This is a genomic window from Bacillus sp. FSL K6-2971, from assembly GCF_038006405.1.
Classification (GTDB): domain Bacteria; phylum Bacillota; class Bacilli; order Bacillales; family Bacillaceae; genus Bacillus; species Bacillus pumilus.
On sequence record NZ_JBBOVD010000001.1, the window covers coordinates 2,773,610 to 2,792,765 of the forward strand.

Sequence of the window (19,156 nt, forward strand, 5' to 3'; positions counted from 1 at the left end):
CCTCCTCGTACGTCAAAGCACAGGTGAGACTTCGCTCATCATGCTATTCAGCCATTCCTTCAGCTCTTTGGCTGAGGAATATGTTAGTGTTTGATCGAGTTCCATCAATCGTTGTTTTGCTGTATAGGATGCTGATGCTGTTAAATCTTTTTTAGGGGCATCACGTACTATTGACAGCACACCATTCTCTATTTTAACAAAACCAAGTTCAAAAAACACCTTTGTCATAAAAATCATTGTATCTTTTGTCCAGCCCCTATGTTTCGCAAGCTCCATTCCTTGTTCCTTGAGAGGGAAACTTCCTCGTTTTAACAAGAATCCATAAAACCATTTGAATTGATCACGGCTAGGGAAAGCGGACATGAAATGATCTTCTTTTCTTTGGAAAACCGTATAAACTCTAGCTGGCTTTTGGTTTTCTAACAGCTGCCTTAGCAAGTGTTCATCTGCAGGAACATCTGCAAAGACGACATACTTGCCTTCTACATCGAATGTTGAAACATTTTCTGCATGGACATGATGAATCGGGATATTGACATCCTGTTTTGTTTCTTCGTCAAAACAGACCACCACATATTTTTCTGGATCAAGCGTGGAGATGGTCTTTTCCCAATCCTTTTTGCCGCGCAAATCAAACAGCTGCCATGCATCTACTCGGGCATCTTTTAGCATGAGCTGTGGTTTCTTCCGGTTATTCCATTCATTGATGGACATTTCACCAATGACGGAAATGCGGCTACCTGTGACAACTTCTTCTTTTAATTGACCTTGATGAAAACCGACACAGTCAAGCAGCTTATCTTCATCTTTCAGAGACATTTTAATATGATTCTGATTTGCTCCAATTGTTCGGATTTCTTCAAGTCTCACATCTTCAATCATGATGAACGGCTTTGGATTCTGCATGCCAAATGGTGACAGCATCCCCACTTCTTCAATCGCTTCAACCGTCAATTCGTCTACCTTGCATACAGCATCAACCCGCTGAATCGGAATAAAATCTTCTTCTGTCAACGTTTCATTCGCATATTGATTTAATCTTTCCCTTAGTAAAGGAACATCATCCGCCCGAAGTGTCATACCCGCAGCCATCGGGTGCCCGCCAAAATGCGGCAGAATGTCGCGGCATTTGCTTAAATGGAAAAATAGATCGAAGCCAGGAATACTCCGCGCTGATCCTTTTGCCATTTGCGTCTCTTCATCTATTCCAAGCACAATCGCCGGACGAGAAAATTTATCCGTCAATTTAGAGGCAACAATTCCGACAACACCCGGATTCCAGCCAGCTTTCGCTACAACGATTGCAGACTGGTCATCACCTGTCTCTTCCACCATTTGAATGGCTTCTTCTGTGATCGTACTCACAATTTTTTGACGTTCTTTATTCAGTTCTTGTACAAAACGAGCGAGTTCTTCTGCTTCATCCTTATCCTCTGTCATGAGAAGATGAACAGCTGGATCGGCCTGTTCAATTCGCCCTACAGCATTCAGCCTTGGCGCAATTTGAAAGCCGACCGTTTCCTCATTTGCTTCTTCAAGAGTAGCACCTGCTTCTTTTAATAACGCCTTCAGCCCCGGTCTATTCGACTGCCTAAGCTGCATAAGCCCTTTTTTAGCGAGCCATCTATTCTCATCATGAAGCGGCACAAGATCCGCTATTGTCCCAATTGCCGCAAGATCTAACAGCTGAGTTGGCAGCTTTCCAAGAAGAGCATGCGCCACTTTAAACGCTACGCCTACACCGGCAAGTTCTTTAAACGGATACTCACATCCCGGCTGCTTAGGATGGACAATCGCAAGTGCCTCAGGAAGCTCCTCACTTGGTTCATGATGATCTGTAATGACCAGGTCTAACCCTATTTCTTTTGCAATACGTGCTTCATTTACAGCTGCAATGCCTGTATCGACGGTGATGACAAGCGATGCGCCTTGCTCTTTGATATATCGAAAAGCCTGTTCATTAGGCCCATAGCCTTCTTTAAATCGATCTGGAATATAAAAGTCTACTTTCGCAGACAACTCTTTTAATGTATGTAAAAGCACAGACGTACTTGTCACACCATCCGCATCATAGTCTCCGAAGATCACAATCGATTCCTGCTCTTCGATCGCTTTGTTGATGCGCTCTACTGCTTCTTTCATTCCTTTTAAAAGAAATGGATCATGAAATTCGGCTTTTTGATCAAATAAAAAAGACCTCGCTTCTTCTACTTCTTCGAGTCCTCTTTTTACAAGAAGCGATGCAGTCAACGCTGAAATATTCAGATTTTCAGAGAGTGATTTCACTTTTTCTTCGCTTGGATGTTCATATTCCCAGCGCATTTTGGATAATAACATAAATTCACCCCTCAACCACACTATTATACTAGAGTGGCCTGAGGGGTTTCAATTTTTATTTTATGAAATTGTGCTGGAAGATTATTTTTCCTTCCGGTCAAATGATGCTGGCTGTTCTTTTAAAGGCGTCACATTCGGTTTCTTTTGAACGTCTTTGTCGACCTTTTTATTCGAAACAGCAGGTGCAGGTGCGGCTGCACGCTCAGCTTTTAAAGCCTTTAGTTCACGTTTTAGTTTCACAATTTGGAAGATCCCTGCAAAAGCCACAATGAGTCCGCCCATGAGCACAGAACCAATAATGACAAGAATCAGCGGCCATTCAGCCGATCCAAATAAGTAGTCAACTTGCACTGGCCGCACATTGATCACGGCAAATACTGAGACAATTAATACGAAAATAAATGCGAGTATGATGGTCCATTGTTGTTTGTTCATCTACATATCCCCCAAGCTTTTTCTTTTATTCTTCCCTTTTTATTGTCCTTTTTAAACACAGAAAGAAATGAGCGGAAGAAAATCTATCAGCATGGGCATGAATTAGCTGCTGAGTTTTTCATTAATGAGGTTCTTTATTTCTTGTCTTAGCTCCAGAAATAACAAGGGTATCCCCTTCTTCAATGACCGTTTCAGGTCCTGGATTTCACATTTTCTCATATGATTTTCTCACGATAGCGATGACTGTTACTTGATCATATTGGCGGACACTCAGGTCACCGATGGTTTGCTGAACAGCTGGTGCATTCTTTTCAATCTTAAACCATTCAATCATCAGTTCATCAATGGCTACTTCTACAGTTTCAAACGCTTTCGGCTTATATACCATGCCGCCTAAGATTGCTGCAATTTGACTTGCTTCTTCATCGTTTAGCAAGATACCAGAAATAGATTCTTCATGATCGTCCTCTTGAAAATGATACATTTCTCTCCTGCCGTCATCGTGTGTAATGATGGCAAGCTTCTCATTATTTTTTGTGATCATTTCGGCTTTGTGACCGATACCTGGCAGTTCAGTTTCCCGAACCTTCATAACAGCCCCTTCAATGAATAAAGCCAAATGCCTCAAACGGACACTTGCTTTCTATACTTGTCTAAACGTATGTCATTATAGCAAAAGACCATTTCAAGATCAACGATACCCGAAATATTTTTTCGAATCGTCTTATTTTCGGAAAAACTAATGAAAAAAGACTGCCGCTTGGGCAGTCTCACTCAATTAAATATCTTGCTCAGTATCAATCTTCGCCGGTTTTTTCATCTCACGGCCTTTCCACATGAGCCAAATTTGCGCTGCGATATATAGAGATGAGTACACCCCTGTTAACAGACCGACAAGTAAGGCGATGGAGAAGTTTGTAATTGACGCTGATCCAAAGATAAGCAGTGCGATCACAACGACAAGTACGGTTAATACCGTGTTGACAGATCGCGTAAAGGTTTGCTGTAAACTTAAGTTCACAATGTACGATAGATCTTCAATCGTTTTTGGTTTGCGCTTCTTCATTTGTTCACGAACCCTGTCAAAGGTGACGATCGTGTCGTTGATCGAATATCCGATGACTGTGAGGATCGCCGCAATGAAGGTGACATCTACCTCTAAACGCGTAATACTAAAGAAGGCCACGATAAAGAACGCGTCATACAGCAGTGAAATAATCGCTGCAATGGCCATTTTATATTCAAATCGAACGGATACATATAAAATGATCCCTATTGAAGCAATGATGACAGCATATAATGCATTTCGGGCAAGTTCTTTCCCAACAGTCGGAGACACTGTACTTACGTTCGGCTCCGTTCCGTATTTATCTTTGAAGTAATCTTTCACTTCAGCAATCTTTTCTTTGTTCGGCACACCGACAAATCTCGCTGCTGCCTGATTTTCTTTTTGACCCGATAACACGACACTGTCTGTCTCAAGGTCCAGCTTTTTAAAGTCTTGCTCGACTTGTTCAGTTGACAGCTTGTGATCACTTTGGATATCAATTCTAGTTCCACTTGTAAAGTCAATTCCCGCATTCAGCTTGAAGATGGAAAGAACGATGATTCCCGCAATGGTGATAGTAGCTGAGAAAATCATAAATCCTTTACGTTTGCTGACGAAATCCCACTTATCAAATGGCGTTTTTGGCTCGGTGGTTTCTGTTGTTTCATGAATGTTCATAATGTCTTTTTGACGAACACCAAACCAGCCTTTTCTCCGGTCAAGATAGCGACTTTCAACAAGAAGACCGAGAAGGAATCTTGATAGGAAGACAGCTGTGATAAAGCTAGTTAAAATCGATAGGATGAGCACCGTTGCAAATCCTTTTACCGAGCTTGTCCCGAAAAAGAACAGCACGCCGCCGGCAATAATACTTGTTAAGTTTGCATCAAAGATGGTTGCAAATGATCGGCGGTTCCCTGATCTGAAAGCAGAACGGACTGATTTGCCGAGCTTGAGCTCTTCTTTGATCCGCTCATAAGTAATAATGTTGGCATCAACAGCCATCCCTACCCCTAGAATCAATGCCGCAATTCCAGGCAGCGTCATGACTGCACCCATCCAGTCAAACACTTGAAGCGTAATGTAAATATAAGCTGAAAGTGTGATGACAGCGATAAGACCAGGTAATCGGTAATAAAGCAGCATGAATAAGAAGATAAATGCGATTCCTACAATTCCTGCGAACACTGTTTCGTCCAGTGCTTGTTCACCAAACTGTGCACTCACAGATGTTGAATATTTTTCTGTTAATTTCACTGGCAATGCCCCGGCATTTAAAATACTTGCAAGGTCCTTTGCCTCTTGAACAGTAAATTTCCCTTCAATTTGCACGTCACTGCTGTTAATTTCTTGATTCACATTCGGCGCAGAGACATATTTGTGGTTTGATTTTGAGACTTCTTTTTTGAAGGAATCTCCTTTGTGGTAATCAAGCCAAATGACAAGCTGGTTATTCGGCGCCATCGCCGCTACTTTTCTTGTGACGTCACCAAATTTTTTCGCATCCTTTAGTTTAACCGTCACAATTGGCTCATTCGTTTGACTGAATGTTTGTTTTGCACTGTTTTCGACCAGGTCAGCCCCGTTAAGGAGTTCTTTATCATTCGTATCTCTGAAGGATAGCTGTGCTTCAGTGGAAAGAATCTCCCTAGCTCTGTTTTGATCTTTTACTCCCGCAAGCTGCACGCGGATACGATTGTTGCCTTCAATCGAGATGTTCGGCTCACTTACACCTAGCACATTGGCTCTTCGGTTTAAAGCCTCCACTGTACTGACGAGGACACTATTTGTGATTTTATCCTCTTTTTTCACTGGATGTACATCATATAGGACTTCAAATCCACCCTGCAAATCCAGCCCTAGCGTCATATCTTTCGCAACAGGCTTTGTTAGTAAGCCTACGCCAGTTCCGATTAACAGAACCACTAAGAAAAACGCAAGAATGCGCCCTTTTTTCATTATGTATTTCCTCCTTAAACACCTGAATCCATTAAGATGGCTTATTTCAACAGTTCATCTAGCATATTCTTGCCATCTTCACTGTCCAAAAAAGCAGACGTTTTAAACGACTGAACGGTTGCATAGTTCATAAATTCGCCAATTTTCACAGATAAAATATCTGCAACCATTTCATGAATCGGATACTCTTGTTTTTTCTTCCACTTCTTATTCTCTAAGTATGACCATAATTCCTCTAAATCTACATCTTTATAGCCCAAAACGATGAATTCTTCAAGCTTACTGAACAGAAAAGGCTTTAAATGGTCTTTGTAAATTGCAGCCGGATGTTGTGTCAATGGGATGCTCCCCCTTTTCAGTTTTTATCGAGAGACTTGTCATGCTTGGACGATATACACGCATATCTTATTGTATATGATTCTATGTCGTTTGAGAAGGCAGGTGATCTTTGATTTGACGAAGCAAACGTTTTTAAAAGGGACAATTATTTTAATTTTAGCAGGTTTTATCACGAGAATATTGGGTTTTGTCAATCGAATTGTCATTGCAAGGTTCATTGGCGAAGAAGGAGTCGGGCTTTATATGATGGCTGCTCCTACCTTTTTTCTCGCTGTGACGCTCACACAATTCGGACTGCCTGTCGCTATTAGTAAGCTTGTCGCAGAAGCAGAAGCCCGGGGTGACAAACAGAAAACAAAACGTATTCTTGTCATGTCCCTTGCGATAACAGGGACACTCAGCCTGATATTCACGCCGCTCTTTTTATGGTTTGCACCCATCATGGCAGAAAATATGCTGACAGATCCTAGAACGGTCTATCCACTGCTTGCCATTACGCCCGTTGTCCCAGTCATCGCCATTTCCAGTGTGCTAAGAGGGTATTTTCAAGGCAGACAGCAAATGAGCCCGCTTGCCATATCTCAAGTACTGGAACAGGTTGCAAGAATTTCTCTAGTGGCAGTATGTACAACAGCTTTCCTTCCTTATGGGATTGAATATGCAGCAGCAGGTGCGATGATTTCATCTGTTATTGGAGAGATGATTTCACTTGCTTATTTACTGATTGCCTTTCGTTATAAAAAGACCATTCGTATTCGAAAACGATTTTTTAAGGCGATTCATGACGGTAAGGACACGTTTAAGCAATTGATGAGTATTGCCCTGCCAACAACAGGCAGCCGTTTTATCGGGAATATTTCGTGGTTTTTAGAACCGATAGTTGTCGCGCAAAGTCTTGCCATTGCTGGATATGCGGCTGTCGAGGCAACAAGACAATACGGAGAGTTGACTGGTCTTGCGCTAACTCTGTTGACACTGCCTAGCTTTATTACGTATTCTCTCTCCACTGCACTGGTCCCAGCGATCAGTGAAGGAATGGAGCAGAACAAACGCAAAACGGTCGAATACAGGCTGAAGCAGGCGATGCGTCTTTGTCTACTCAGCGGAGGTATTTCCTGTATTATTCTTTTCGTTTACGCAGAAGATTTAACGCTCTTTATGTATGGTTCATCGCATGCGGCTATTTATGTAAAATTCATGGCACCATTTTTCCTTCTATATTATTTTCAAGGGCCGCTTCAAGCCGTCTTGCAAGCACTCAATTTAGCTGGTGCGGCGATGACAAATAGTCTGATAGGTGCTGTTGTGAAAACAGGAATGATTTTTGTCCTTGCTTCACAGCCGGGCTTTGGCATTATGGGGGCAGCACTTGCAATATTAATCGGCATCGTCCTTGTCACGCTGCTTCATGCGGCAACTGTCGGTAAAGTACTGCCTATTCATTTACCAATGAAGGAATATGGGATATGCGTTCTTGTGATCATCGGCACTGGGGCTGTCAGCCTTTGGCTGAAATCTCAAGTAAATGGGCTCTTTTCTGCCCCGATTGAGCTTGTGATACTGATCTTTGTTACGTGCGCGCTGTATGTCATTCTATTAATCTGTCTAGGGCTAGTGAAGCGAGAAGAGCTTCGCCGTATCCCGTTTATAGGGAAACTGCTTTAGCTCATGTCTTCTTGATCACTTCATCTTTCAAATCAATATAAAATGTCTTTTGATTAAAGCTACAGTAGGAAATCTGATCAATTTCATGATAGCCCCTTTTGGCAATCTCATCTTTCAGCCACTGTTCATTTTGATTAATTTGCTTCAAATGATCGTGCTGTACAACGCCATCAGCAATAAGTGGCAGCTCAAGCGCTCCGTGTGTGTGCTTGTTTTCTTTTTCAACGACCGCAAGCTTTCCAGATGGCTCTAAAATGGCGTAAGACACATCCTGAATGCTATCGATGTTGTTTTCTCTTAATTGAATGAGCAGGTCATCAAAATTGTATCGCTGTTTTCTCATCGCACCCTCGTCGATTTTCCCATTGATAATGAGCAGGGCCGGTTTACCGTCAAGAAAGCGCCGGACACCTTGGAATTTCAATGAGAGGTAGGCGAGTGTGATTTGAATGAAGGTTAACAGCAGGATCGGCCATACCGTATGTAACATGTGATCCTCGACTTCTTCTATGGCGAGAACCGCAATTTCTGCGATCATCATAAAAATGACAAGATCTAAAATACTCAATTCGCCAATTTCTCTCTTGCCCATTAACCGAAAAATAAACCAAATAAGAAAATATAAAATGATTGTTCTCATGGAGATAATCAAGATGTCCTGCATGTGATGTAAACCCTCCTTCTCTAACATAGCTTGTGTCAAAACCCTTTATTTATGTAGAAAAGAAAGCCTCTGTTTTTATCGTGAGAAACATGTCTATTTTTTCTTCATAGTGAATACATTTTAGTAAAAGACAAGCTTCGGTCAATTGGAGAGGAGACGAATCACATGCAGGAAACGAAACAAATCGGAAAAGGGATTTTATCCGGCTTAATGGCCATTTTTATCGTGATGATTGCCACAAGCTTACTTGTATCGCTCATGCTTACCTTCACAAGTATGCAGGAATCATCGTTTAAATGGATGATTATGATTTTGTCCTTTGTGGCGCTTTTATTAGGGGGGATCATTTCTGGAGGAAAAGCAAAGGAGCGCGGCTGGCTCATTGGTGCGATCACTTCTATGATCTTTTCTCTCACTGTATTTTTGTTTCAATATTTAGGGTTTGGAGAAACCTTTTCACCAGAGCAGTTCATCTATCATGGGGCATTTCTAGGAATTTGTATGCTCGGCGGAATGATTGGCGTCAATCTTCGAGGCAAATAAAAAAAGAGCGGATATATCGCTCTTTTTTTTATGGCTATGTATCGGAGGATTAGCCTTTGTCAGCTAGTTCTCTAATAGCACGTCGATCGAAAGTTAAACGGTTGTTTTCGCTTGTTTTGATGACCACTTTTGATTCATCAATGTAGTCGATTTCACCGTGTAAACCACCGATTGTGACGATTTTATCGCCTTTTGATAAAGATTGCTGCATCTGACGCACAGCTTTTTGTTGCTTTTGCTGTGGACGGATTAATAAGAAGTAAAGCACAGCAAACATGACAACAATCATAATGATTGAACCCATACCACCATCCATTCTATTTCACCCCTTTCTAAAGCATTGTAAAGCCTTTTCGTTTATGCGTTAAAAGTTTTTCGCATTCGGTTCGTTAAAGCCGTAACGCTCAAAAAACTCTTCTTTAAAATCACCTAAACGATCCTCACGGATAGCTTCTCTCACTTGCTCCATTAATTTTAACAGAAAATGAAGATTATGATAAGTTGTTAATCGAATTCCGAACGTTTCATTTGTTTTGATTAAATGTCTAATATAAGCGCGTGTGTAGTTTTTACATGTGTAGCAGTCACAGTTTTCATCGATTGGTCTGAAATCACGCTCATATTTTGCATTTTTCACAACAAGACGTCCTTCGCTTGTCATCAACGTACCGTTTCTGGCAATTCGCGTTGGCAGCACGCAGTCAAACATATCTACACCGCGAATGGCACCGTCAATTAAGGAATCTGGTGAGCCGACACCCATTAAGTACCTTGGCTTGTCTGTTGGTAACAATGGCGTTGTGAACTCGAGTACACGGTTCATCACATCTTTTGGTTCACCAACAGATAAGCCTCCGATGGCGTAGCCTGGGAAATCAAGTGAAACCAGATCTTGTGCACTTTGTTTGCGAAGCTCTTCGTATTCTCCGCCTTGGACAATTCCAAACAGTCCTTGATCCTCTGGACGCTGATGCGCTTCTAGACAGCGTTCTGCCCATCTGCTTGTCCGCTCTACAGATCGTTTCATATAATCGTATTCTGCTGGATATGGTGGGCATTCATCAAATGCCATCATAATATCAGAGCCAAGCGCATTTTGGATGTCCATGGCCTTCTCAGGAGAAAGGAACAGCTTATCTCCATTTAAATGATTACGGAAGTGGACGCCTTCTTCTTCAATTTTTCTAAATTCACTCAAAGAGAATACTTGGAATCCGCCTGAATCGGTCAAAATCGCTCGATCCCAGTTCATAAATTTGTGCAGGCCGCCTGCTTCTTTCACAATGTCATGACCTGGACGAAGCCATAGGTGATACGTATTGCTTAAGATGATGCCTGCTTCCATTGCCTTTAATTCTTCAGGCGCCATCGTTTTGACTGTAGCCAGTGTACCTACCGGCATAAATACAGGTGTGTCAAAGGAGCCGTGTGGTGTATGAACGCGCCCTAGTCGTGCACCTGTTTGTTTGCATGATTTAATGAACTCATAACGTATCGGTAATTGCGACAAAAATGAGCCCTCCTGTCTTTGTTGTATGATGTTATTGAATCAGCATGGCATCGCCAAAGCTGAAGAATCGGTATTCCTCTTTTACAGCCTCATTGTACGCTTTTAGGACATGCTCTCGTCCAGCTAATGCGCTGACAAGCATGATTAACGAGGATTTGGGCAGATGGAAATTCGTGATCATACCATCAATTGCCTTGAATGTATAGCCTGGGTAAATAAAGATTGACGTCCAGCCGCTTGACGCTTTGAATTCGCCATCATGCGCACTTGCAATGGTTTCTAGCGTTCTCGTTGACGTTGTCCCCACTGAAATAATCCGCCCGCCTTCCTTGCGAACGCGATTAAGCTCTGCCGCTGTTTCTTCATTCATTTCGTAAAACTCTGCGTGCATTTCGTGTTCTTCAATACGATCTGCACTGACCGGACGAAAAGTACCAAGCCCCACGTGCAGTGTAATGAATGCGATGTGCACACCTTTTGCTTTCAGCGCATCCAGCAGCTCGTTTGTAAAGTGAAGACCAGCAGTTGGAGCAGCAGCGGAGCCAACCTCTTTCGAATACACCGTTTGATAGCGTTCACGATCGTCAAGCTGCTCTTTAATATAAGGAGGCAGCGGCATCTCACCGAGGGATTCAAGTACTTCATAAAAAATGCCGGTATACTGAAACTCAACTTTTCTGCCACCATGTTCTAATTCTTCTGTACATACCGCTTGAAGCCGTCCATCACCAAAGGTGATAACTGTTCCTTTTTTCACCCGTTTGGCTGGTTTTACAAGTGTTTCCCATTTATCGCCTTCCTCTTGTTTTAAGAGAAGAAGTTCAACTTTTGCACCTGTATCCTCTTTCATTCCAAACAAACGTGCCGGCAAAACGCGCGTATTATTTAAAACGAGACAATCACCCGTTTGAAAATAATCGGTGATTTGTGAGAATGTATCGTGTGTCACCTCACCCGTTTGTTTGTTTAAGACCATCAGTCTTGATGCATCTCGTTTTTCAAGCGGTACTTGTGCAATCAATCTTTCTGGTAAATCAAAATCAAATAGTTCTAGCTTCATTTCCTTCACCTATTCTGTAGTTAACTAGTTAACGTTATTTCATCCGTCCAAAGATATTAAGTAATATCGTGAGCACGATGCTAATGACAATGCATGTGATCACAGGAAAAAAGAACGTCACATTTCCTTTTTTCACAAAAATATCACCTGGAAGCTTACCAACCAATTGAAATACTAATCCTGCGGCAAAAAGGACACCACCTAAAATCATCAATATTTTAGGGAATTCAGTCACGATTCGGAACCTCCATTTGAAAATGTTCATACGCTTCTCTTGTGACAACCCGTCCTCTTGGTGTTCTTTGCAGGAAACCAATTTGCAGTAAATACGGTTCGTACACATCTTCAATCGTATGTGATTCTTCTCCAATTGTCGCTGAGATCGTATCAAGCCCAACAGGACCGCCTCTAAATTTTTCAATCATACTTAAAAGCAGCTTATGATCGATATGATCAAGACCAAGCTTGTCGACTTGAAGGCGCTCAAGGGCATCTTCCGCAATGTCCTCGGTAATCGCATGATTCCCAAGCACCTGCGCAAAATCTCTTACTCTTCTGAGCAGACGGTTGGCAACCCTCGGCGTACCGCGGGAACGTCTTGCAATCTCTTCGGCTGAGCGAAGATCGATCCCAATCTCGAACAGCTCGGCTGTTCTTGCCACAATGTGAGCCAAATCTCTTTGCTCATAGTATTCCAATCTTGCATGTACCCCAAACCTGTCACGAAGCGGCGCTGTTAAAAGCCCGACGCGGGTCGTGGCACCTACAAGGGTAAATGGCGGTAAATCAAGCCGTACAGAGCGTGCTGTATCTCCTTTGCCAATGACGATATCTAAACAAAAATCCTCCATGGCCGGATAAAGCACTTCCTCAATTGAGCGCTGCAAGCGATGAATTTCATCTATAAACAACACATCACCTGGCTCAAGAGACGTTAAAATCGCCGCCAAATCACCAGGACGTTCAATCGCTGGTCCAGATGTTGTACGCAGCTGAACATTCATTTCATTGGCAATAATCGACGCGAGCGTTGTTTTCCCGAGTCCGGGCGGTCCATATAAAAGGACATGATCGAGTGTTTCCTGCCTCATACGGGCAGCCTCAATAAACACGCTGAGGTTATCCTTTACTTTTTGCTGACCGATATATTGGCTAAGTGTCTGTGGCCGCAGACTTTGCTCAATGGCTGATTCATGGTTGTCTGCTTCAGTTGAGACGAGCCGTTCATCCATGAGACATCACCCTATTTCAACATTTTTTGTAAAGCTTTTTTCACATATTGATCGGTTGTGAGATTCTTTTCTTCTTTTAACAATGGAAGAACCTTTTTAATTTCGCGATCACCGTATCCGAGAACACTTAAGGCTTCAAGCGCTTCGTCTAATGCCGTTTGCTGCGTTTCGACCTGAATATGGTCCTCGTGATTAAATAGGTTGCCAATCATTTCGGGCACGACATCAGCTAGCTTTCCTTTTAGGTCGAGAATGATTTGGCGAGCTGTCTTTTTGCCAACACCAGGGAACTTAATCAGGAACGCTTCATCTTCACGTTCTATCGCTGAAATGACAGCGCCTGGATCACCGGAAGCAAGAATCGCTAGAGCCCCCTTCGGCCCAATCCCTGTGACATTTAACAGTTTTGTGAACAGCGCTTTTTCTTCTCGTGTTTGAAATCCATATAACGAAAAAGCGTCTTCTTTTATGTAATGATACGTATAAATTGTTTCTTGTTTATTTATTTGATAGATAAACGGGTTTGGGCTATAGACTTGATATCCCACTCCGCCGTTTTCTATGACAACATATTGCGGGCACACATAATCAATGGTCCCTTTTACAAACTCTATCACCGTTTTCACCTCTTTGACTGTTCTTCATTGTAACATAAATCGAGAAGAAAACCGCAATAAAAGTTAACATACGTTCGCTCAATGCATTTTTACGATGACACTACGAAAAACAGCTTGCGGCCTTCACACCAGCAAGCTGTTATACGCTTTAAAACGATATTTCATTTCGGTAAGGCTTCATGACTTCAAGCACATGCTCAAATTCATCCTTTGTTCGAAAAGGAATGCCTTGCTGAAGCTGCTCCTCCACATGACTTTCTAAACGGGACGTATCAATTTGAAAAAAGAGATGAATGGGCTCCGCCCAGCCGTCAGGCCTTCCATGAAACGTAGAAATCACACCGTCCTCTGATAATCCGATATATCCATTTGCTTTACTTAATGGAGAGATATCATCAATTTGCTTTCTAAAAAGCGCAAAATCCTCTTTCTGCTCTACTAGCGTCCAGCCTTTATACTGCGACCAGAATGTGTCTTTGTCTTCTAATGATGCCCGGTGTCTTTCAATACTCACATCTCCGTCTAGATAGACTTTTTCAAGCTGCACGGTGATCGAGTTTGACTGCTTTTGCAAGTGTTCTTTTCCTTCCATATCCGCAGCGAAAAAAAGCACACTTGTCATGATAAGTCCTGTAACGAAACATTTCATCTTCACTTTCACTATTTACACCTCTTTAGAACATGAGATCGATGCATGACATATGTAGTTTGACCCATTTTTCTAAACATTAACCAAATCGATGACATGAATATATGGGAAGAGTCTTTCGTTGTATCCTTCATTCGTAAATGGTATGTTTTATACAATCCATTGCTTTATCGAATGCTCGGTTTTTTCATCATTCGTTTTTCAGCCGCATAAACTGAAACCAAAGAAGGTGAAGTCAATGTCAGAAGTCAAAAGATTAGCCGAATCGATTCAGTATCATGAGGATAAACGTCTTCATAAGCTTGCCTTTAAACCGGCAGAGCTTGAGCTGTGCGGCAAAGGAAGAAGTGCCTATGTCTTTTCATACAAAAAAGACGGCAAGAAAATGGCGCTAAAAGTCTTTTTCCCTTCTTATCAGCATATTGCCCGCAAAGAAGCCGCTATTTATGAAAAGCTCTCTGGTTCGTCTTACTACCCTGAGATTTATGAATCTGGGGATCAGTATATTTTAATGGAATATATTAAAGGATATACATTCTATGAATGCCTCACAAAGGGGATTCCTATTAAAAAACAAATGATTGAGCAAGTCGATGATGCGCTAGAAGAAGCACGCGAGAAAGGATTGAACCCTTCTGATATCCATCTGAGGAATCTGATCTTAACAAAGGAAGGACAGGTCAGGGTCATCGATGTTGCCCGTTTCACACAAACAAAAGCTTGCCATCAGTGGGATGATTTAAAAGCCGCTTACGCTTATTATCAAAAACCTTTTTTCCCGAAAAAAGCACCGCGTCTATGGCTTGAAGTGATTGCTTATTTATATAAAAAGAACTGGCTGTCCCGCGGTCAGCTTAATAATCGGAATGATTTCTCTGCATAATGAAAGCCGCTCTCACTGAGCGGCTTTTCTGTGTCAATCTGTTTCAACATGGATGCTATTCACATTTAATAAGTTAATGATTTCATTATTCAGCTTAAACCAATGATTGGCTTCTTCAATTTTCTTATACACATCATAGGTAGCTGGACGTTTTAGCTCGAAATCAAGCACTTCCCCATTGTTCATATGAAATGTTACCTTAAATACTTTCATCATAAGATCACCTTCCACTCTCTCTTGTTAGCTTGCCAAATAGATCGGCTCTTTTCATTCATTCTCTACTCAACTCGTTTCCCCTCCTTCTTTCCTGTCAAACACAAGAAGTTTAAATTTTGTTTAAATTCAAACAACATCTCTATCCCTCTTCTTTGCAAAGAAGTATATGATTTAAAAGGAGGTTTTCTTTATGAAACGGAAAAAGAAACGAACATCTCCAGAAAGACAAACAGTCGTGTTTCATTTAACAGATGCCCTTATTCCGAGTCTGGACATGATAGGGGTTGCATTAAAGGCATTTTTCCACCTCTTAAGAAAAGCCTTATCCGCGATCTGATAAAACCCCACACAACATGCGTGCGAGGTTCTTTTTTAGGATGAATATATTTGACTTCCTTGGCTGATAAACTCCTTCGCCTTCTTCTCCATCTCTTTTTTCACTTCTTCTGATTGATTGCGAATATCATGGGAAATTTTCATGCTGCAAAACTTCGGTCCGCACATCGAGCAAAAATGGGCAGTCTTAGCGCCTTCAGCAGGCAATGTTTCATCATGGAACGCCATCGCTCTTTCTGGATCAAGTGACAGGTTGAATTGGTCCCGCCATCTAAATTCAAACCTTGCTTTCGATAAAGCATCATCGCGCTTTTGAGCAGCAGGATGTCCTTTTGCTAGATCAGCAGCATGTGCAGCAATTTTATAGGCAATCACACCTTCTCTTACATCTTCTTTGTTCGGCAGACCTAAATGCTCTTTTGGCGTCACATAGCATAGCATCGCTGTCCCATACCAGCCGATCATAGCTGCGCCGATAGCAGATGTAATATGATCATATCCCGGAGCAATATCTGTTGTAAGAGGTCCTAATGTATAAAATGGTGCCTCTTTGCAAATCTCCATTTGTTTGTCTACATTCTCTTTGATTTTATCCATCGGAACATGTCCAGGCCCTTCAATCATCACCTGTACATCATGTTTCCAAGCGATCTCTGTCAATTCACCTAACGTTTCCAGCTCTGCAAACTGCGCTTCATCATTGGCATCAGCTATTGATCCTGGTCTGAGTCCGTCTCCAAGTGAAAAAGCAATATCATACGTTTTCATAATCTCACAAATGTCTTCGAAGTGGGTATAAAGGAAATTTTCTTGATGATGGGCAAGACACCATCTTGCCATAATGGCACCGCCTCTTGAAACAATTCCGGTCACCCGATCGACTGTCAGCGGAATATACCTTAACCGCACTCCCGCATGAATCGTGAAGTAGTCTACTCCTTGCTCTGCCTGTTCAATTAACGTGTCTCTGTACACGTCCCACGTCAAATCTTCTGCCACGCCATTCACTTTTTCAAGCGCCTGATAAATGGGAACGGTGCCTACTGGGACTGGGCAATTGCGAATGATCCATTCTCTCGTTGTATGAATGTCCTTTCCTGTAGACAGATCCATCATGGTGTCTGCACCCCATCTGATGGCCCACGTCATCTTTTCTACCTCTTCATCAATGGATGATGTCACAGCTGAATTACCAATGTTCGCATTGATTTTGACATGAAAATGCCTTCCGATAATCATCGGTTCACTTTCAGGATGGTTAATATTCGCTGGAATGACCGCTCTTCCGCTGGCTACTTCCTCTCTCACGATCTCAGGGCTTAGCCCTTCTCTTAACGCGATGAACTCCATTTCAGGCGTCACAATACCTTTTTTTGCATAATGCATTTGCGTCACACAGGCACCTTTTTTTGCGCGAAGCGGCTCATGATGAAAATCAGTAAGAACATGATGATGTGACGCTTTCTCTTTGGAGCGATATCCGTTATCTTCAGGTTTTACATGACGTCCTTCATAGCTTTCTGTATCCTCTCTTTCTTCGATCCATGCCGCTCTCAGACGATGAAGCCCCTTTGTAACATCGATATGAGCACGCTCATCGGTGTAAGGTCCACTCGTATCGTACACACGAATCGGTTCATTTTGAATATTTCCTGCCTGCGTCACCGTTTGTGAAAGGACAATCTCTCTTTTTGGCACTAAAATGTCAGGTCTTGACCCTTTCTCATACACCTTTCGGCTGCCTTCAAAGCTTGATAATAAGGATTGAGTTGTTAGGGTATTTTTCTTTTCTTTCATTTGCTGTTCTCTCCTTCTCTTCTTGTCACCGGACAGGATGGAATCAGCACCAGCAAAAAAACCAGGCTCTATGAACAGAACCTGGTTTCGTCGTTAGAAATAAACATGAATGTCATTCATATGACACATGTATCATCTTCAACTTCCCCACGCTGGTACGAGCCAGATCAGGTCCAAAGGGTTAAGAAGCATACACTTCTCTCTCAGCCCAGCCGCGGGCACCCCTAGTCACATTTATTCATTTCCACAACAGTGTAGCATAGAGATGCCATGAAAAAAAGAAGTTTTAGGAAAATAGTTCCTTTCCACTACAAAAGAGATAAAGCCAGCTTGATATACACCTTTATATACATCATCTATCCCAAACATTTAGATAAAATCTGAAATAACCATTGATCCTTTTCTCCTATTATGTATAATTAATCTAAACGGAGAATTTTTATACAAACTTTTTCAAAGGAAGTTCTAGTCGATTGCAAACATTTCTCACATTTATCGTCATAGGATTCTCAATTGCTTTGCCAGTTGGAGCGATCACGGTTGAAATGACAAAACAGGGATTAAAAAACGGCTTCTTTCATGGTTTAACTGTAGGAGCAGGCGGTATGACCATCGATCTCCTACTAATCTTGGCTTTATATGCTGGATTTGCTCAGTTTTTATCACTGCCATTTGTCCAAATCCCGCTCTGGCTGATCGGAGCTATATTCTTAATGATTCTCGCATACGATTCCATTAAACATGCGGATCAAGACATCCATTTAGCTGGCGAAAAAGTCAATAAATCTTTCGCAAAAACGTACAGAAACGGCTTGCTTGTCGCGGTGTCTCCTGGAAACCTTGTGTTCTGGGTTTCTGTATTCGGAGCTGTACTGGCAGATGCATATACAAAAACAGATTCATCTGAATTTATGCTGGCATCAGGCGGTATTTTGGCAGGGATTCTCCTTCATGACATCGGTCTTCTCACCCTTATATCCTTAACAAGAAAAGTGATGAATCGAACGATGATCAAATGGACATCCATTATTGCTGGTATTTTATTACTTGGATTTGGCTGTTATTTCTTTTACGAATTTTATATAGGCATTAAGGTTTATTTTTAAGAAAAGGCTAAAGTTCTTGAGGAACTTTAGCCTTTTTTATTCTTCAACCTATCGAGTCATGCCTGTTTGACCTGTTTCAAATTGTGTTCTTCTCATATCTCTAAAGCGTGTGAAAGCACCCTCGTCTTTAATCACTTGGACAGCTCTTCCATCCGCATAACGAGTCGCTGCTTCTTCCACTTGTGATACGCCTTCTGACGTTAGACGTCCATCTGATTTAATGGCAATATACACACTTTCATCAGTTACCATCACCTGTGAGTCTGCAACGTGGTTCATTTTATTGACGCGATTGGCAATTTTTCTTGAACGCTGCACGTTCTCTTGTTTATCGTAGCCAGAGAACGACATTTGGTTATGATAGTTCATATCTCCATGACTGTAGCGTCCATCTCCACCTGCGAGAGGCGTTCGATCATCAGCTTGAGGACGGGTGCGATAATCAACATTCGTTGTATTCCCACCGTTCATTCCCTCCATGAGCTCTGAAACTGGCCCTTGATGATCTTGGTTATTGTCATCCACACGGTTATTCGAATGATATCCGACTGGCTGACCTGATTGATTTTGTCGTGTATCTACACCTGCATTGTCATTTGCACCACATGCCGTTAACCCAATAGGAAGAAGCACTAATGCGATCGTTTTTTGCCATTTTTGTCTCAAACGAAAAACCCCCTGTACAAATTCAATCTCATGAGCGCGAAACAGGCTCTGTTTTAGCATGTACAGTTCGGGAAAAAATCAAGCTGTCAGTTAT

Annotated in this window: 20 protein-coding genes, 1 pseudogene and 1 riboswitch; of the genes and pseudogenes, 5 read left to right on the forward strand and 16 right to left on the reverse strand. The window is 42.0% G+C overall.

The features are described from left to right. Positions 1-12: 12 nt before the first annotated feature. From recJ to MHI33_RS14805, 5 genes and pseudogenes are all read right to left on the reverse strand, one after another. Positions 13-2,337, reverse strand: coding sequence for a single-stranded-DNA-specific exonuclease RecJ (recJ, locus tag MHI33_RS14785; protein WP_340912201.1), 2,325 nt, complete (start codon positions 2,335-2,337; stop codon positions 13-15). Positions 2,338-2,418: 81 nt separating this feature from the next. After that, positions 2,419-2,772, reverse strand: coding sequence for a LapA family protein (locus MHI33_RS14790; protein WP_044140026.1), 354 nt, complete (start codon positions 2,770-2,772; stop codon positions 2,419-2,421). 102 nt (positions 2,773-2,874) lie between these two features. Further along, a pseudogene (locus MHI33_RS14795) lies at positions 2,875-3,364 on the reverse strand (cation:proton antiporter regulatory subunit). Between the two features lie 186 nt (positions 3,365-3,550). After that, on the reverse strand, positions 3,551-5,779 hold the full coding sequence (gene secDF, locus MHI33_RS14800) for a protein translocase subunit SecDF (RefSeq protein WP_340912205.1): 2,229 nt from the start codon (positions 5,777-5,779) through the stop codon (positions 3,551-3,553). Between the two features lie 41 nt (positions 5,780-5,820). Next, positions 5,821-6,117 (reverse strand): post-transcriptional regulator, encoded by a 297-nt coding sequence (locus tag MHI33_RS14805; protein WP_003216788.1) that lies wholly within the window; start codon positions 6,115-6,117, stop codon positions 5,821-5,823. Positions 6,118-6,232: 115 nt separating this feature from the next. Here MHI33_RS14805 and spoVB point away from each other — a divergent pair, with 115 nt between their 5' ends. Further along, positions 6,233-7,783: a stage V sporulation protein B gene (gene spoVB / locus MHI33_RS14810; protein ID WP_044140025.1), complete on the forward strand. Its 1,551-nt coding sequence runs from the start codon at positions 6,233-6,235 to the stop codon at positions 7,781-7,783. Position 7,784: 1 nt separating this feature from the next. On the opposite strand, the gene MHI33_RS14815 is transcribed toward spoVB, so the two are convergent. Further along, positions 7,785-8,447, reverse strand: coding sequence for a DUF421 domain-containing protein (locus tag MHI33_RS14815; protein ID WP_044140024.1), 663 nt, complete (start codon positions 8,445-8,447; stop codon positions 7,785-7,787). Positions 8,448-8,612: 165 nt separating this feature from the next. Between MHI33_RS14815 and MHI33_RS14820 the strand changes: the two genes are divergently transcribed. Next, positions 8,613-8,990, forward strand: coding sequence for a TIGR04086 family membrane protein (locus MHI33_RS14820; protein WP_044140023.1), 378 nt, complete (start codon positions 8,613-8,615; stop codon positions 8,988-8,990). 49 nt (positions 8,991-9,039) lie between these two features. On the opposite strand, the gene yajC is transcribed toward MHI33_RS14820, so the two are convergent. From yajC to MHI33_RS14855, 7 genes are all read right to left on the reverse strand, one after another. Further along, entirely contained in the window at positions 9,040-9,306 is a 267-nt protein-coding gene (gene yajC / locus MHI33_RS14825; protein WP_003216659.1) for a preprotein translocase subunit YajC, read from the reverse strand. Positions 9,307-9,354: 48 nt separating this feature from the next. Then, positions 9,355-10,500 (reverse strand): tRNA guanosine(34) transglycosylase Tgt, encoded by a 1,146-nt coding sequence (tgt, locus tag MHI33_RS14830; RefSeq protein ID WP_044140022.1) that lies wholly within the window; start codon positions 10,498-10,500, stop codon positions 9,355-9,357. Between the two features lie 31 nt (positions 10,501-10,531). Then, positions 10,532-11,560 carry a tRNA preQ1(34) S-adenosylmethionine ribosyltransferase-isomerase QueA gene (gene queA, locus MHI33_RS14835; protein WP_044140021.1) on the reverse strand — a complete coding sequence of 343 codons (1,029 nt, stop codon included), beginning with the start codon at positions 11,558-11,560 and terminating at the stop codon, positions 10,532-10,534. Positions 11,561-11,594: 34 nt separating this feature from the next. Beyond that, positions 11,595-11,795 (reverse strand): DUF2905 domain-containing protein, encoded by a 201-nt coding sequence (locus MHI33_RS14840; protein ID WP_012010741.1) that lies wholly within the window; start codon positions 11,793-11,795, stop codon positions 11,595-11,597. Next, on the reverse strand, positions 11,788-12,792 hold the full coding sequence (gene ruvB / locus MHI33_RS14845) for a Holliday junction branch migration DNA helicase RuvB (RefSeq protein ID WP_340912211.1): 1,005 nt from the start codon (positions 12,790-12,792) through the stop codon (positions 11,788-11,790). The genes MHI33_RS14840 and ruvB overlap by 8 nt, the downstream gene beginning before the upstream one ends. 11 nt (positions 12,793-12,803) lie before the next feature. After that, positions 12,804-13,409 (reverse strand): Holliday junction branch migration protein RuvA, encoded by a 606-nt coding sequence (gene ruvA, locus MHI33_RS14850; RefSeq protein WP_044140019.1) that lies wholly within the window; start codon positions 13,407-13,409, stop codon positions 12,804-12,806. 148 nt (positions 13,410-13,557) lie between these two features. Then, positions 13,558-14,058, reverse strand: a complete 501-nt coding sequence (locus tag MHI33_RS14855; protein WP_181462012.1) for an intercompartmental signaling factor BofC — start codon at positions 14,056-14,058, stop codon at positions 13,558-13,560. Positions 14,059-14,296: 238 nt separating this feature from the next. On the opposite strand from MHI33_RS14855, the gene MHI33_RS14860 reads away from it, so the two are divergent. Then, the gene (locus MHI33_RS14860) at positions 14,297-14,941 is read left to right on the forward strand and encodes a serine/threonine protein kinase (protein ID WP_044140016.1); all 645 of its coding nucleotides are present in this window, start codon (positions 14,297-14,299) and stop codon (positions 14,939-14,941) included. A 33-nt stretch (positions 14,942-14,974) separates the two neighbouring features. On the opposite strand, the gene MHI33_RS14865 is transcribed toward MHI33_RS14860, so the two are convergent. Continuing rightward, entirely contained in the window at positions 14,975-15,157 is a 183-nt protein-coding gene (locus MHI33_RS14865; RefSeq protein ID WP_003216799.1) for a hypothetical protein, read from the reverse strand. A 190-nt stretch (positions 15,158-15,347) separates the two neighbouring features. Here MHI33_RS14865 and MHI33_RS14870 point away from each other — a divergent pair, with 190 nt between their 5' ends. Further along, positions 15,348-15,494 carry a hypothetical protein gene (locus tag MHI33_RS14870; RefSeq protein WP_003216600.1) on the forward strand — a complete coding sequence of 49 codons (147 nt, stop codon included), beginning with the start codon at positions 15,348-15,350 and terminating at the stop codon, positions 15,492-15,494. A gap of 35 nt (positions 15,495-15,529) precedes the next feature. Here MHI33_RS14870 and thiC read toward each other — a convergent pair whose 3' ends face one another. After that, a complete protein-coding gene (thiC, locus tag MHI33_RS14875) occupies positions 15,530-17,290 on the reverse strand; it encodes a phosphomethylpyrimidine synthase ThiC (RefSeq protein ID WP_065098519.1) in 1,761 nt (586 codons plus the stop codon). Positions 17,291-17,417: 127 nt separating this feature from the next. Further along, positions 17,418-17,526: riboswitch (TPP riboswitch) on the reverse strand. A 237-nt stretch (positions 17,527-17,763) separates the two neighbouring features. Between thiC and MHI33_RS14880 the strand changes: the two genes are divergently transcribed. Beyond that, positions 17,764-18,396 carry a LysE family translocator gene (locus tag MHI33_RS14880; RefSeq protein ID WP_113767489.1) on the forward strand — a complete coding sequence of 211 codons (633 nt, stop codon included), beginning with the start codon at positions 17,764-17,766 and terminating at the stop codon, positions 18,394-18,396. Positions 18,397-18,444: 48 nt separating this feature from the next. On the opposite strand, the gene MHI33_RS14885 is transcribed toward MHI33_RS14880, so the two are convergent. Further along, on the reverse strand, positions 18,445-19,062 hold the full coding sequence (locus tag MHI33_RS14885; RefSeq protein WP_185107058.1) for a YhcN/YlaJ family sporulation lipoprotein: 618 nt from the start codon (positions 19,060-19,062) through the stop codon (positions 18,445-18,447). Between the last annotated feature and the right edge of the window lie 94 nt (positions 19,063-19,156).

Coding starts and splice junctions, on each gene's coding strand:
- recJ (WP_340912201.1), bottom strand. CDS start 2,337: ATGTTATTATCCAAAATGCGCTGGGAATATGAACATCCAAGCGAAGAA.
- MHI33_RS14790 (WP_044140026.1), bottom strand. CDS start 2,772: ATGAACAAACAACAATGGACCATCATACTCGCATTTATTTTCGTATTA.
- secDF (WP_340912205.1), bottom strand. CDS start 5,779: ATGAAAAAAGGGCGCATTCTTGCGTTTTTCTTAGTGGTTCTGTTAATC.
- MHI33_RS14815 (WP_044140024.1), bottom strand. CDS start 8,447: ATGCAGGACATCTTGATTATCTCCATGAGAACAATCATTTTATATTTT.
- MHI33_RS14820 (WP_044140023.1), top strand. CDS start 8,613: ATGCAGGAAACGAAACAAATCGGAAAAGGGATTTTATCCGGCTTAATG.
- yajC (WP_003216659.1), bottom strand. CDS start 9,306: ATGGATGGTGGTATGGGTTCAATCATTATGATTGTTGTCATGTTTGCT.
- queA (WP_044140021.1), bottom strand. CDS start 11,560: ATGAAGCTAGAACTATTTGATTTTGATTTACCAGAAAGATTGATTGCA.
- ruvB (WP_340912211.1), bottom strand. CDS start 12,792: ATGGATGAACGGCTCGTCTCAACTGAAGCAGACAACCATGAATCAGCC.
- MHI33_RS14855 (WP_181462012.1), bottom strand. CDS start 14,058: ATGAAATGTTTCGTTACAGGACTTATCATGACAAGTGTGCTTTTTTTC.
- MHI33_RS14860 (WP_044140016.1), top strand. CDS start 14,297: ATGTCAGAAGTCAAAAGATTAGCCGAATCGATTCAGTATCATGAGGAT.
- MHI33_RS14865 (WP_003216799.1), bottom strand. CDS start 15,157: ATGATGAAAGTATTTAAGGTAACATTTCATATGAACAATGGGGAAGTG.
- MHI33_RS14870 (WP_003216600.1), top strand. CDS start 15,348: ATGAAACGGAAAAAGAAACGAACATCTCCAGAAAGACAAACAGTCGTG.
- thiC (WP_065098519.1), bottom strand. CDS start 17,290: ATGAAAGAAAAGAAAAATACCCTAACAACTCAATCCTTATTATCAAGC.